The sequence below is a fragment of the Arthrobacter sp. BG3 genome (assembly GCF_056680185.1).
In genome coordinates this window covers 3,110,992-3,124,485 of sequence record NZ_CM155270.1, presented here as the reverse complement: position 1 = coordinate 3,124,485, position 13,494 = coordinate 3,110,992, and the positions used below count along the sequence as shown (strand labels likewise).

The window sequence follows — 13,494 nt, the reverse complement described above, 5'->3', positions numbered from 1 at the left end:
TGCTGCGCTTGCCCCGGAGAACCGGGACAGCTTGCGCAGGGCAGACAGGACTCGAACCTGCAACCTGCGGTTTTGGAGACCGCTGCGCTACCAATTGCGCCACTACCCTATGGATCGAAAACCAGTTCCGGCCCGTTTCCCCAGACTTCGCTGAGGCGCAGACCATCATCGTGTTTTCAACACCGGAGATCCAGTCTACGCAACAACTGCGCCTACGTCGAACCGGCCCTCGCGGAGCGTCCGTCCCCCGGGAAATCCTGCAGAGAAACCGGGCGGGAAACGAAGGGAGAAAAACCGGCCGCTGAAAGCATCCGCCGCAACGGCAGTCACATTTCCGCGCCGTCCCCCCGGACGATCCGGTGAACAGCATAGAGTAGATTCCGTCGAATCCCACAAACAGCCACCGAAGCTGCTAGCGAAGAATGGACCCGCGATGCCTGCCGCCCGCATTTCAAAGCGAATTTCCGCCATAGCCGAATCCGCCACGTTGGCTGTTGATGCCAAGGCGAAGGCGCTGAAGGCGGCCGGCCGGCCGGTGATCGGGTTCGGCGCCGGGGAGCCCGACTTCCCGACCCCCGACTACATCGTGCAGGCCGCCATCGAAGCGGCCGGCCAGCCCAGGTTCCACCGTTACTCCCCTGCCGGCGGTCTGCCGGAGCTGAAGCAGGCCATCGCGGCCAAGACGCTCCGGGATTCCGGCTACAAGGCCGAGGCATCCCAGGTGCTCGTTACCAACGGCGGCAAGCAGGCCGTCTACAACACCTTCGCCACGCTGCTCGATCCGGGCGACGAGGTCATCGTCCCCACGCCGTTCTGGACCACCTACCCGGAGGCCATCCGGCTGGCCGGAGGCGTGCCGGTGGAGGTTTTCGCCGGACCGGAGCAGGAATACCTGGTCACGGTGGAACAGCTCGAAGGTGCCCTGACGGACCGCAGCAAGATCCTGCTCTTCGTCTCCCCCTCCAACCCCACCGGCGCCGTGTACTCGCCGGAGCAGGTGAGGGAGATCGGCCTGTGGGCCGCTTCGAAGGGCCTGTGGGTTGTCACGGATGAGATCTACGAGCACCTGACGTACGACGGCGTGCCCTTCACCTCGATCGCGACGGCCGTCCCCGAACTGGGCGACAAGGTCGTCATCCTCAACGGCGTGGCGAAAACCTATGCCATGACCGGCTGGCGTGTCGGCTGGATGATCGGGCCGGCGGACGTGATCAAGGCCGCGACAAACCTCCAGTCGCACGCGACGTCGAACGTCTCCAACATTCCGCAGATGGCCGCCCTCGCCGCGGTGTCCGGGCCGCTGACCGCCGTCGACGAGATGAAACTCGCCTTCGACCGCCGCCGCAAAGCCATCGTGGCCGGGCTGAACGCCATCGAGGGCGTGGAATGCCCGACGCCGAAAGGCGCCTTCTACGTGTACGCGGACGTCCGGGCCCTGCTCGGCAAGGAGTTCCCCTCCGCGAACGGGCCCGTCCGGCCTGCGACGTCGGCAGAGCTGGCCACGCTGATCCTGGATGAAGTGGAGGTGGCGGTGGTCCCGGGCGAGGCGTTCGGGCCCTCCGGCTACCTGCGCCTCTCCTACGCCCTCGGCGACGAGGACCTGGCCACCGGCGTCGCCCGCCTGCAGGACTTCCTCGGCAAGGCGAAGTAGGACGCACCGCACCACGCCCCCACGCACCACGCACCACGCTAGGACTGGACATGTCCAGTCCTAGCCACGGGCAGTGGACAGAATGCCATTCTGTCCACTGTTCGCGTTTAAGAATGGGCATGTCCGGGCTGCGGGAGCGTCAGAGCAGCCGGCGTTCGGCGGCCCAGCGGGTGAGTTCGTGCCTGCTGGAGAGCTGGAGCTTGCGCAGCACCGCCGAGACGTGGGTTTCCACGGTCTTGATCGAGATGAACAGTTCCTTGGCGACTTCCTTGTAGCTGTAGCCGCGGGCGATCAGCCGCATCACCTCGAGCTCGCGGGCGGAGAGCCGGTCCAGTTCGTCGTCGGCGATGTCGGCCGGGGCGGTACCGAAGGCGTCCAGCACAAAGCCCGCCAGCCGGGGCGAGAAGACGGCGTCGCCGCCCGCGACCCGACGGACGGCGTCCGAAATTTGCGCCCCGGAAATGGTCTTGGTCACGTAGCCGCGGGCGCCGGCCCGGATCACCGAGACGACGTCCTCGGCCGCGTCCGAGACGCTCAGGGCCAGGAACCGGGTGCTGCCCAGCAAGGGCGCCGAGCCGGCCAGCACTTCGCGGCCGCCGCCGCCAAGCCCGCCCGGCAGATGGACATCGAGGAGAACGACGTCGGGACGCACGGCCGCGATCACGGCCACGGCCTCTTCCACCGTTCCGGCCTCGCCGGCAACAATGATGTCCGGGTCCAGGTCGGCCTTCAGGCCGGAGCGGAAGATGGCGTGGTCATCCACGATCACCACCCGGATCCCCGGCGCCGGGCTCCCCGCTTCATTGCTGCTCACAGTTGTACCTCTCCGTTGCTGTTGCCGGCGCCGGCGGGTGCCGCTGACAGGGGCAGCCTCAGCCGCACCTCGGTGCCGTCCGGGCTGCTGATGATGGTGGCGGTGCCGCCGTGGCGGTTCATCCGCCCGATGACCGATTCGCGGACCCCCAGCCGGTCCGCAGGGACGGCGTCCGGGTCGAAGCCTGGGCCGCGGTCCTTCACGAAGACCTCGGCCGAGCCGTCGGTCACTTCCAGGTACACCGATACCGCACCGCCGCCGTGCCGGGCCGCGTTCAGCATCGCCTCGCGGGCCGCCTGGACGAGGGCCTCGTGGCGTTCGGACATGGCGCAGTCGCCCACGGTGACCACCTCAACGGCGTGGCCCAGGGTGTCTTCCACTTCCGCCGCCGCGGCCTGGATGCCCTCGGACAGTTGCCCGGCTTCCTTGCCCGGGTCCCGGTACAGCCAGCCCCTCAGCTCGCGCTCCTGGGCGCGGGCGAGGCGGAGGACGTCGCTCTCGTTGCCGGCGCGGCGCTGGATCAGGGCCAGCGTCTGCAGCACGGAGTCATGAAGGTGCGCGGCGATCTCGGCCCGTTCGGTGGCGCGGACGCGCCCGGCCCGTTCCGTCTCCAGGTCCCGCCAGAATTTCAGTCCCCAGGGCAGGAGAACCAGTGCCACGCCGCCGAGCACCGCCACGGAAGACAGCAGGGCGAGCCACGTCTGTTCCCAGGACCCGGAGCCGGAGACCATCACCAGGACGCCGGCCACAACGAGCGCCAGCCCGGCGGCGAGGCGGGCCCAGCCGCCGGCCTGGTCCGCTTTGGTCTTGTCTACGAGCCCTGCCCGCCGGGTCTCATCCAGTTGCATCCAGGCAATGGCCGCGCCGCCGAGGATGGCAGCGACCGGGATGAGGGTTCCGAGCGGCACATCGACGCCGAGCAGGCGGGCGATCAGGATGCCGGCGGCCAGCAGCAGACCCGCCCCGAGCAGTATCTCCTTGCCGTAACGCATCCCGGTGACCCTGTTCCGCCAGGTGTCGGCCGGAAGCGCTCCGGCCGGCACGGCTGCCGCCCGCGAAGATGCCGGGCCAGCGGCAGCCGCAGCGCCGGGGGTCGGGGACACCGACGGGTATCCGGCGGAGGGGGCGGGGTCGGGACCGGAGGGGCCGGGGTCGGGACCGTAGGTCCCGGGCAGGGGGGCCGCAAAGGGTGCGCTGACCGCCGGGGCAATGGGCGACGCCGGCTGGTGGGGATCGCGTTTGGCGCTTTCGTCGGCGGTGGGCACCATGATCCAGAGCCAGGCATAGAACGCGACTCCGGCACCGCCCGCGAGCGCAGCGACCGCCATGCCGATCCGGACCAGCCGCAGCGGCCAGCCCAGATGCCGGGCGAGTCCGGAGCAGACCCCGGCAATCACCCTGTCGCTGCCGCGCACCAGCGGCGGGCGGGACACGGCTGTTGTCATGAGTCAATCCAAACATGGATCACGGTTTCCGGGACCCGTTTCCGCCTCGAACCGGGGGTGACTCAGGGACAGTTCAGGGTCTCCCCCAGTAGAGCGGATCCGTGGCTGACGGGAGGATCGAAGTATGAATCCGCACACTCCGAACCCCGATGAAGGACACCACCCGGCAGACCGCACTGCCGGGCAGCCCGCAGGACAACAGGCTGCCGAGCCCGCAGAGCCCTCCCGCAGTTCCAGCACGGAGCCCGCAGAACCCACAGGCGGCTTTGCGGCAGGGCAGCGGCCAGCTGCCGATATGGGCGCCACTGCACCGTTGGACACGTCCGCGACTCTCCCGTTGGACTTTTCGGCCGGCACTGGCGGCCCCGGAACGCCTCCGCCCCCGCCGGCCTACTCCGGCACCGGCGGCTCCGGAACGCCTCCGCCTCCGCCGCCCTACTCCGGCCCGACGCCCCCGCCGGCCACCGGCCAGCCGCAGAATTTCTTCGACTGGATCCGCAGCCAGGGCATCCATCGTGGCCGGGAGCGCTGGATCGGCGGAGTGGCCAGCGGCATCGCCGAGCGCTTCGGCGTCGACCCGCTGATTATCCGCGGCATCCTGATCGTCCTGGCTGTCTTCGCCGGCGTCGGCGTCCTGCTCTACGGCGTCGCCTGGGCCCTCCTGCCCGAACCCGACGGCCGCATCCACGTCCAGGAGGCCGCCGCAGGCCGCTGGACGGCCGGGATGACCGGTGCCCTGGTCACCACCATCATCGGCTTCCCCAGCCTGGGCACCGGCGTCTGGGGCTGGGACCGCTACGGCTTCGTCCCCTTCATCTGGACCGTCTTCTGGGTGGGCGGCGCTATCTACCTCGTCTATTACCTGACCCAGCGCAACAAGTCCCGGATCGGAGCCGTCCCGATGTCGTCGAATCCCCAGCCTGGAAGCCCGACGGACCCGGCCTACCCGCCGACCTCATCAACACCGTCAACACCGACAACACCGGCAGCCCCATCAATCCCGCCGGCGCCGTTCGCCACCACCGGGTACGGCGCGTCCGGCACGCTGGCCCGCTACGGTGAGTCCACCATCCCCGGCCCGGCCTGGGGCACGCCCCCGCCCCCGGGGCCCGTCCCCCCGCCGGGCGGTGGCTACCAGCCGGAGCGCGGCGGCGGGCCCGTCCCGCCGGCCAAGACCCGGAATCCAGGTCCCGGCGCCTCCGCCGTCGCTGTCACCGCCGGCGTTGCCCTGCTGGTGGGCGGCGGCCTCAAGGCCCTCGACGTCGCCAACGTGATCGACCTGGGCACCTCCAGCAACGCCATCGTCTGGGCCAGTGCTGCGGTGGTCCTGGGTCTCGGCATCCTCATCGCCGGGCTCAGGGGCCGCACGTCGGGCATCCTCGGGTTCTTCGCCGTCGTCGCCCTGATCGTCGGCGGCATCTTCAACGTGCTTCCCAACGGCGACCGTTTCCGCCCGCAGAACGCCGACTGGTCACCGGTGAGCATCGACCAGGCCCGGGCCGGTTTCGACATCACGGCCGGCACCGGGACCGTGGACCTGACGCGGCTCGCGCTCAATCCGCCGCTGGGAACCGATCTTGTGGTCCCCATCGACGCTACGGCGAGCAACCTCACGGTGGTCATTCCGGACACCGTGCCGGTCGAGGTCCGCGCCGACATGACCATGGGGAACCTCAAGGAGGGAAGCCAGAACCACAGCGGCATGACCACCCAGCAAAGCCACTACAACACCGGCAAGCCGGGAGCCACGCTGGTCGTCAGGATCGACGGCACCTTCAGCAACGTCACCATCAAGGAAGGGAACTGACATGAGCAGCTATGACGCACCGACCGGCCCGGAAGGCCGCAGCCCGGCTGCTCCCCCGCGGCACTCGGACCCGGATCCGGTGGAGTTGGAGGTGGAGGACACCGCGCCCCGGGTGGGCACGATCGTCTGGGGGCTGATTGTGGTGGCCCTCGCCGCGCTCATCATCGTCTCCCAGCTCGGCATCGTGGCGCTCAACGGCACGTACGTGGTGATCGGCCTGATGATCGGCGCCGGGGCGGCACTGGTGATCGGCGGGGTGCTTTCGGCCCGCGGACGTGACAAAAAAGCATCGACAGGGAAGTCTTGAACCATGGAAAAATTCTTCAGCACCATCCGGGGCCTTGGCCTGAAACGTGGTCCGCAGCGCTGGCTGGGCGGTGTGTGCGGCGGGATCGCCGCCAAGCTGAACGTGGATGTTGCGTTCGTCCGGATCGCTTTCCTGCTTATCGCACTGCTTCCCGGGCCGGCATTCGTGTTCTACCTGGTGGCGTGGCTGCTCCTCCCGGACCAGCAGAACGCCATCATCCTTGAGTCCTTCCTGTCCAAGCGCACTCCCCGGCCCTGAGGGCCCCAGCCGGGAAGTGACGTGCCCCTGCCGGCCGGCGGGGGCACTTCGCGTTGTAACCGTTTGTGTCGTGGCCCACAGGCGCGATTAGACTCTAGGTGAGCTCAGCGTGGCGCTCTGCCTGTATACCTCCGAACCAGGATTTGAGCCGAGACATGAAAATTGGAATCCTCACCAGCGGCGGGGACTGCCCCGGGCTGAATGCCGTCATCCGTGGCGCCGTCCTGAAGGGCATCGCCGTCCACGGCCACGAATTCGTGGGATTCCTGGACGGCTGGCGCGGCGTCGTCGAGGCTGACACCATCGACATCCCCCGCACCATGGTCCGCGGCATCGCCAAGCAGGGCGGGACCATCCTGGGCACCTCCCGCACCAACCCGTTCGAAAACAACGGCGGGCCGGAGGTCATCAAGGCCAACATGGACCGGCTGGGCATCGATGCCCTGATCGCCATCGGCGGCGAAGGCACCCTGGCCGCCGCGAAACGGCTCACCGATGCCGGGCTGAAGATCGTCGGCGTCCCCAAGACCGTCGACAACGATCTCGACGCGACCGACTACACCTTCGGCTTCGACACCGCCGTCGAGATCGCCACCGAAGCGATCGACCGGCTGCGCACCACGGGAGAGTCCCACCACCGCTGCATGATCGCCGAGGTGATGGGCCGGCACGTGGGCTGGATCGCGCTGCACGCCGGCATGGCCTCGGGCGCCCACGCCATCCTGATCCCGGAGCAGAAGGCCTCGATGGAGCAGATCGCCGAGTGGGTGGTCTCGGCCCGGGACCGCGGCCGCGCGCCGCTCGTTGTGGTCGCGGAGGGTTTCGTCCCGGATGACCAGGAAACGCCGCACTCCGAACGCGGCCTGGACACCTTCGGCCGCCCGCGGCTCGGCGGGATTTCCGAGCGGCTGGCCCCGGAGCTGGAGGCCATGACCGGCATCGAAACCCGGGCGACGGTCCTGGGCCACATCCAGCGCGGCGGGGTCCCCACCGCGTTTGACCGGGTGCTGGCCACCCGCCTGGGCATGGCCGCCATCGACTCCGTCGTCGAGCAACGCTGGGGCACCATGGTGTCCCTGAACGGCACCGACATTGTCCACGTGGGCTTCGACGCTGCCCTCGGCAACCTCAAGACTGTCCCGAAATACCGCTACGACGAGGCCGCGGTCCTCTTCGGCTGACCCACCGCCCCGCCGCACTGAACCCGACACGCCGGTGGGTAGGGTGGAGCCATGACACTTGAGCCCGGTTCGGTCGACATCATCCAGCTCGCGTGGGCCCGCCACCTGGGGCTCGACGACGGCGCCTTCGCGGCCGCCGCAGGCGAGCGCATCACGCGTGCCGATGAGTCAGCCCGGGCCGTCCAGTTCGTCCGGCTTTTCGGCAATTCGGCCTTGGTGGGCCCGCAGTGGGCACTGGACGCCGCCGTCGGGCTGTCCGACGGCGAACTCGCGCAGCACGTCACCCTGCTGACCATCACCCGGGACCACGGCGGCCACGGGCTCGGGGCCGCGGCGCTGTTCTTCGCGGACGATCTGCCCCTGCAGCAGCCGTCGGAGGAACTCACCGTCTCGCACGGAAATCCGGAGGCGATCGAACTGGAATCCGCCTGCCCGCCGGATGACGTGAACGAGGTGGGTCTCTCCGACCTGGAGCACCGCTTCACCATCATGCATCTGGAGGACGGGCGCCGGACCCCGGTCGCCTGCGGCGCGTACACCGAATGGGAGGGCATCCTGGCGCACATGGGCGTACTGGTCGCTCCGGAGTGGCGCCGCCGCGGGCTGGGGTCGCTGGCGGCCTCGATTGCCGCCCACGAGGCCCTCGCGTCCGGGCTGACGCTGCAGTGGCGCTGCGACGTCAGCAATCAGAGCGCGCTGGCCATCGCCCGGAGCCTGGGCTATACCGCCGGCGGCATCCAGACCAGTGTGCTGCTGGGCTGACCCGGCGGCACAGCGGCCTCGCCGCAGCGGGACTGCCCCTCAGCGGGACTGCTCCTCAGCGGGACTGCACCGCGGCGCCCCTGGCGCCGGCCGACGCTGCCGGTACAGTACCGGGCGTTGCCCAGCCCTGCATCGGCTGGGGCTTGGCAAAGAACAGTGCCACCGCCGCGCCGATCAGGATGACGGCGGCGGGCAGCATGATGGACTGGCCCATCGCCGTCGAGAATCCCTCCTTCAGCGCCTCGGGCAGTGTGCCGCCGAAGGCCATGGGGCTGGCCCCGCCGGAACCAGCCGGCGCCGCCGGAAGCTCCGCCGCGAGCCGGGCCTGGATCAATACCGCTATCGCGGCGCTGCCCAGGACCGCACCGATCTGCCGGGTGGTGTTGTAGACACCCGAGCCGGCGCCCGCCTGGCGCGGCGGCAGGTTGCGGGTCGCGGTGGAGCTCAGGGGCGCCCAGATGCCCGCGTTCGCGAACCCCAGCACGGCGCTCGGCAGGAGGAACAGCCAGATCGGCGTGTCGGGGTGCATGAGGGAGGAGTTCCAGAACAGGGCCACCGACATCAGGACCAGGCCGGCCGCGGTGATGAACTTCGGGTTGACCCGGTCGATGATCTTGCCCACCACCGGGGCGAGGCCGCCGGAGATGAGCGCCATCGGCACCATCATGAGCGCCGACTGGGTGGGGGTCAGGCCGCGGACAATCTGGTAGTAGAAGATCAGCGGCAGGCTGAAGGCCGTCACCGTGAAGCCGACCGTGGTGATGCCGATGTTGGCCAGGGAGAAGTTGCGGTCCTTGAACAGGGACAGCGGCAGCAGGGGTTCGCCCTTGTTCACCTTCTGCCACACGACGAACACCACCAGGACCGCGATCCCGGAGATGATGAGCCCCCACACCGTGATGGGTCCGGTGATGGTGCCCCAGTTGTAGGTCTCGCCCTCCTGGATGCCGAACACCAGCAGGAACAGCCCGACGGCGCTGAGCAGCACGCCGGGGATGTCGAACTTGTGCGGGTGGGTGCTCAGGGAAGGCACGTAGCGCAGGGCCAGGAAGAACCCGGCCAGGCCCACCGGGAGGTTGATGAAGAAGATCCACTCCCAGCCGAGGCCGTCGACGAGGACGCCGCCGAGGATCGGGCCGACCAGGGTGGCGACGCCGGCCGTGGCACCCCAGATTCCCATCGCGGCCCCGCGCCGGTCCGGCGGGAAGATCCGGGTGATGACCGCCATGGTCTGCGGCGTCATCAGCGCAGCGCCGAATCCCTGGAACACGCGGGCCAGGATCAGCATCTGCACGTCTCCGGAGAGCCCGCACCACAGGGAGGCCAGGGTGAAGACGACGAGCCCGGTCAGGTAAAGCTTCTTCGGGCCGAAGCGGTCGCCCAGCCGCCCGGTGATCAGCAGCGGCACGGCGTAGGCGAGCAGGTAGGCGCTGGTCACCCAGATGACCGAGTTGATGTCGGTGTTCAGTCCCTCCATGATGCGGGGGTTGGCCACCGAGACGATGGTCGTGTCGACCAGGATCATGAAGAACCCGATCACGAGGGACCAGAGTGCCGGCCACGGCCTGGCAACGTTTTCCATGGGATTCCTTACGGGTTGAAAGGGATGATTATCGTCGTTCCAAAAGTATTCGCCGGGACGGCTGCCCCGGATGGGCTACCAGGCAAGCTGGCCGGAGCCGAGCTGGTCCTTGAGGTTCCGGATCCAGCCTGTTTCGGCGTGCAGCATGGCCTGCTGGTACTCCATGTCGATCCAGTACTTGCGTTCGACACCCTTCGTCCGGACCCGCTCCTGCGCGGCGGCGAGGAAATCCAACTGCTCCGCCAGGCCCCTGAGGCGGCCCTCAAGCAGGTCAATCACGACGCTTGCCGGCAGGTTGTACGCTTCCGAGACGGCCAGCGGGAACGAGGGATACTCGTTGGCGGGGACGGACAGCATGTCCTGAAGCCTCTGGTTGAGGGCTTTCCGGCCCGCCCCGGAGATCTCGTACGTGGTGCGTTCGGGACGGTTTCCCTCTCGGTCCGTGCCGGTGGCGGAGACGAGTCCCTGCTCCTCGAGCCGTCCGACCGCGTGATACAGCGTCCCGGGCCGGACCTTCACGAGCCGGTCCTCATGCCGGGCCATCAGCAGCTGGTACATCTCGTAGGGATGCATGGGCCCTTCCACCAGCAGGGAGAGTGCGGCGACCCCCAGCGGTGTCAGGGGTGTGGTTCGGGCCATGGTGGGTTGTCCTTCACGCGGTGGCTTTCAACGCGGCCGGAGGCCGCGGCGGTTATTCCACTAGAACTATTCCATATGGAGTATTAGCACGCAAAGCGCCGCGGGGCCGTGGCGGAGCCTCAGCCCAACAGGGCCAGGATGTCCTTGCGTTCGAACATCTGTGCCGCTGCCCGGGCGGAGGGGGTCCCGGCGTCGGGGTCCGCGCCGGCCTCGACCAGCACCTGCGCTACGTCCGTGTAGCCCTTGAAAACGGCCCCCGCCAGCGGCGTCTGCCCGCGGTCGTTGGCAGTATTGGCCTCTCCGCCGTGCGCCAGGATCAGCCGGACGGTGCCGGCGTGGCCGTGGTAGGCCGCGAGCATCAGGAGGGAATCGCCGGCCGCGTTGGTCATGGTCGCCGGGGCGCCGGCGGACAGATAGCGCTCGAGCAGCGTGTTGTCCCCTGCACGGGCCGCATCGAAGAGGGCATGGGCCAGGGCCAGGGTTTCCTCGTCGGGGGCGCCGGGAGTATCGCCGCTCATCGTGGCCCCCGCAGGAAGCCGGTCTGGCGGCCCACCACCTGGCCGGCATCGGGAGCCACGATGACTTCCTGCGCCGCGGTGTAGGGCTCGTCGCCGTCCAGTACGGTCAGTACTTCCTCCGGCGGGACGGAACGCTTGACCACCGCCAGGGCCACCGGCCCCATTTCGTAATGCTGCGCCACGGACGTCACGATGCCCACCCTGCGGTCACCGGACCGGACTTCGCTGCCCACGGCGGGCATGGTGTGCTGCGAGCCGTCGAGCTGCAGGAACACCAGCCGGCGCGGCGGGTGGCCCAGGTTGTGGACGCGGGCCACGGTTTCCTGGCCTTTGTAGCAGCCCTTGTTCAGGTGCACGGCGGTGCGGAGGAGGTCCAGTTCGTGCGGGATGGTCCTGTCGTCGGTTTCGGCGCCCCAGCGGGGCCGCCACGCCGCGATCCGCAGCGCCTCGGCCGCCCAGACGCCGGCGAGCGGGCGTTCGCCCACCGTGGCTTCCAGTTCGGCGGCCGGGACGAGGTATTCGAACCAGGGCCGTTCCAGCCCGGGGTGGGCGTCCTCCCCCACCACCGCGTAGGAGTAGCCGCCGGCGCCGACATGCGGCCAGGGGTCTTCCCAGACCAGCAGGCCGGAGAATTCCGGCACCTTCCGGGTGGTGCCCAGCACGGCCCAGTCCGCCGACACGTCGGTAATCTCGACGCGCAGCATGAACTTCATCTTGTTCAGCCACTCGGCCAGCGGCCCGGCCTCGGGTGCCTCCACGATCAGCCAGGTCGTCGCGCCGTCGTCCAGCACCCGCGCGTCGAATTCGATCCGGCCCTGCACGCTGAGCAGCAGCAGTTCGCTGGACTGCCCGGCCGCCAGGTTGGTGAGCTGCTGGGAGGACAGGGTGTTGAGCCAGCTCAGCCGGTCCGGCCCGGCGACGGTGACCACACCGCGGTGGGACAGGTCGACGACGGCGGTGCCGGCGGCCAGCGCGCGCTGTTCACGCAGCGGTTCGCCGTAGTGGGAGGCGACGCCGGCGTCCGCGCCGCCGGCCTCGACGGCGCCGGGGCGCGCCAGCAGGGGGCTCTTGTTAGTCATATGTAGTAGAAGTCCTTAGGGCTTAGCGGTATTCCGGATTTTCGAAGTCAAACCTGGTCCCGGCTTTCCACGCCTCGGGCAGGTTTCCGTAGGCGGGGATGCCGCCCGCGTCCTTCAGCATCCGGGCCAGGTGCAGCAGGTTCCAGGTCATGAAGGTGGTGTTGCGGTTGGTGAAGTCACTTTCCGGCCCGCCGGAGCCTTCATCGAGATAGCTCGGGCCCGGCCCCACAGCGCCGATCCAGCCGGCGTCGGCCTGCGGGGGGATGGTGAAGCCGATGTGCTGGAGGCTGTAGAGGACGTTCATGGCGCAGTGCTTGATCCCGTCCTCATTGCCGGTGACCAGGCAGCCGCCCGCCTTGGGGTAGAACGCCCACTGTCCCTTGTCGTTGATAGAGCTCCGGCCATTCATCGGTGTGCCAGCCGTGCTCGCGCATGTCCGGATAGACGCCGCTGGCGATGTCGTGGTCCACCGTCCGGATGACCCGCGTGCTGACGCCGTGTTTTTCCATGATCCGGCGACTGACCTCGATCAGGCCCTGGGTGTGGGAGGTCTCCGGGGACTTCTTGAGGGTGCCGTTGAAGTACACGGCCTTGAGGTCGCTGTAATCGGCAGGCATGTCGGGCATTGCAGCTGTGGCATTCACTTCGGTGCTCCCTGCGGTCGCTACGGACAACGGAAAAACAGTGAGACCTCTGAAGGGCTGCGTTCGACGGCGCGCGGGGCGCCGCTGGTCAGCCGGCCTTGTGAAGGATGGCGGACGCGTGGGCCGCCAGGCCGCTGCCCCCCTCGGGACCGTTGCCGGTGGCCACGTCCCAGCGCCAGAGCAGATTGCCGTCCACGAGTCCGAAGATCCTGGTGGCGGCGGTGTACTCCTTGGAGTGGCTGCCGCGCATCACCATGTCGGTGCTGAGCTGGATCTGCGGGCCCTTGATCTGGCCGTAGTACAGCTCGGAGATCCCGCCGGGGTGGGAGATCGACACGGAGATGTCGAAGCCGCCGTCTTTGTTACGCAGGGCTTCGACCTCGTCGGCGCTCTTGAGCACGGGAACGATGTCGGCAGGGATCAGTCCCGGGCCGCCGTCTTCCTCGCGCTGCTTGCGCTCCAGGGCCCAGAAACCGGTTTCGACGGTCAAAGGGCGCAGCTTCGTGCCGTCCTCGTCGGTCAGCCAGCTTTCGGCACGGTACTGCAGATACGGCAGGCCGTTGTGCGTGAAGGAGACGTGTTGCAGGAAGTGCTCGGAATCCTCTTCCCCGGCCCCCAGCCGGCCTCGGCCCTCCCACTCACCAATGAGCCAGGACAGCGGAACGATTTCGGGGGTCAGATCTGTCGGTATTTCAATCGGCACAGCAGCTACCTCTGGAAACGAAGACGACTATTGATTTCTGGCTGTTTACTTCTGGCCTTTGAAAAGGCGGTAGACAACAAAGCCGGCGAACCACGCCATGGCCA

At 68.5% G+C, this 13,494-nt stretch carries 13 protein-coding genes, 1 tRNA gene and 1 pseudogene; 6 read left to right on the top strand and 9 right to left on the bottom strand.

Annotated features, from left to right (window positions below; translation table 11 throughout):
- Nucleotides 1-36 precede the first annotated feature (36 nt).
- Nucleotides 37-109, bottom strand: a tRNA-Trp gene (locus AC1MFL_RS14025).
- Between the two features lie 324 nt (nt 110-433).
- On the opposite strand from AC1MFL_RS14025, the gene AC1MFL_RS14020 reads away from it, so the two are divergent.
- The gene (locus tag AC1MFL_RS14020) at nt 434-1,651 is read left to right on the top strand and encodes a pyridoxal phosphate-dependent aminotransferase (RefSeq protein WP_479810489.1); all 1,218 of its coding nucleotides are present in this window, start codon (nt 434-436) and stop codon (nt 1,649-1,651) included.
- A gap of 139 nt (nt 1,652-1,790) precedes the next feature.
- Here the strand turns inward: AC1MFL_RS14020 and AC1MFL_RS14015 are convergent, their stop codons facing one another.
- Both AC1MFL_RS14015 and AC1MFL_RS14010 read right to left on the bottom strand, forming a co-directional pair.
- On the bottom strand, nt 1,791-2,465 hold the full coding sequence (locus tag AC1MFL_RS14015; protein ID WP_479810488.1) for a LuxR C-terminal-related transcriptional regulator: 675 nt from the start codon (nt 2,463-2,465) through the stop codon (nt 1,791-1,793).
- A complete protein-coding gene (locus tag AC1MFL_RS14010) occupies nt 2,462-3,910 on the bottom strand; it encodes an ATP-binding protein (protein ID WP_479810487.1) in 1,449 nt (482 codons plus the stop codon). The genes AC1MFL_RS14015 and AC1MFL_RS14010 overlap by 4 nt, the downstream gene beginning before the upstream one ends.
- Nucleotides 3,911-4,034: 124 nt before the next feature.
- Here AC1MFL_RS14010 and AC1MFL_RS14005 point away from each other — a divergent pair, with 124 nt between their 5' ends.
- The 5 genes from AC1MFL_RS14005 (at nt 4,035) to AC1MFL_RS13985 (ending at nt 8,225) form a co-directional block, all read left to right on the top strand.
- Nucleotides 4,035-5,717 carry a PspC domain-containing protein gene (locus AC1MFL_RS14005; RefSeq protein WP_479810486.1) on the top strand — a complete coding sequence of 561 codons (1,683 nt, stop codon included), beginning with the start codon at nt 4,035-4,037 and terminating at the stop codon, nt 5,715-5,717.
- A gap of 1 nt (nt 5,718) precedes the next feature.
- Nucleotides 5,719-6,024: a hypothetical protein gene (locus AC1MFL_RS14000; RefSeq protein ID WP_479810485.1), complete on the top strand. Its 306-nt coding sequence runs from the start codon at nt 5,719-5,721 to the stop codon at nt 6,022-6,024.
- Between the two features lie 3 nt (nt 6,025-6,027).
- A complete protein-coding gene (locus AC1MFL_RS13995; protein ID WP_479810484.1) occupies nt 6,028-6,282 on the top strand; it encodes a PspC domain-containing protein in 255 nt (84 codons plus the stop codon).
- Nucleotides 6,283-6,437: 155 nt separating this feature from the next.
- Nucleotides 6,438-7,463, top strand: coding sequence for a 6-phosphofructokinase (locus tag AC1MFL_RS13990; RefSeq protein ID WP_479810483.1), 1,026 nt, complete (start codon nt 6,438-6,440; stop codon nt 7,461-7,463).
- A 51-nt stretch (nt 7,464-7,514) separates the two neighbouring features.
- Nucleotides 7,515-8,225 (top strand): GNAT family N-acetyltransferase, encoded by a 711-nt coding sequence (locus tag AC1MFL_RS13985; RefSeq protein ID WP_479810482.1) that lies wholly within the window; start codon nt 7,515-7,517, stop codon nt 8,223-8,225.
- Between the two features lie 55 nt (nt 8,226-8,280).
- Here AC1MFL_RS13985 and AC1MFL_RS13980 read toward each other — a convergent pair whose 3' ends face one another.
- From AC1MFL_RS13980 to AC1MFL_RS13955, 6 genes and pseudogenes are all read right to left on the bottom strand, one after another.
- The gene (locus AC1MFL_RS13980; protein ID WP_479810481.1) at nt 8,281-9,807 is read right to left on the bottom strand and encodes a DHA2 family efflux MFS transporter permease subunit; all 1,527 of its coding nucleotides are present in this window, start codon (nt 9,805-9,807) and stop codon (nt 8,281-8,283) included.
- 75 nt (nt 9,808-9,882) lie between these two features.
- Nucleotides 9,883-10,446, bottom strand: coding sequence for a PadR family transcriptional regulator (locus AC1MFL_RS13975; protein WP_479810480.1), 564 nt, complete (start codon nt 10,444-10,446; stop codon nt 9,883-9,885).
- Nucleotides 10,447-10,565: 119 nt separating this feature from the next.
- The gene (locus AC1MFL_RS13970) at nt 10,566-10,964 is read right to left on the bottom strand and encodes an ankyrin repeat domain-containing protein (protein WP_479810479.1); all 399 of its coding nucleotides are present in this window, start codon (nt 10,962-10,964) and stop codon (nt 10,566-10,568) included.
- Nucleotides 10,961-12,043 carry a CAF17-like 4Fe-4S cluster assembly/insertion protein YgfZ gene (gene ygfZ / locus AC1MFL_RS13965; RefSeq protein ID WP_479810478.1) on the bottom strand — a complete coding sequence of 361 codons (1,083 nt, stop codon included), beginning with the start codon at nt 12,041-12,043 and terminating at the stop codon, nt 10,961-10,963. Before ygfZ ends, AC1MFL_RS13970 begins: the two co-directional genes overlap by 4 nt.
- Nucleotides 12,044-12,065: 22 nt before the next feature.
- Nucleotides 12,066-12,669 (bottom strand): annotated as a pseudogene (locus tag AC1MFL_RS13960) (flavodoxin family protein).
- 106 nt (nt 12,670-12,775) lie between these two features.
- Nucleotides 12,776-13,390: a nitrobindin family protein gene (locus AC1MFL_RS13955; protein WP_479810477.1), complete on the bottom strand. Its 615-nt coding sequence runs from the start codon at nt 13,388-13,390 to the stop codon at nt 12,776-12,778.
- Between the last annotated feature and the right edge of the window lie 104 nt (nt 13,391-13,494).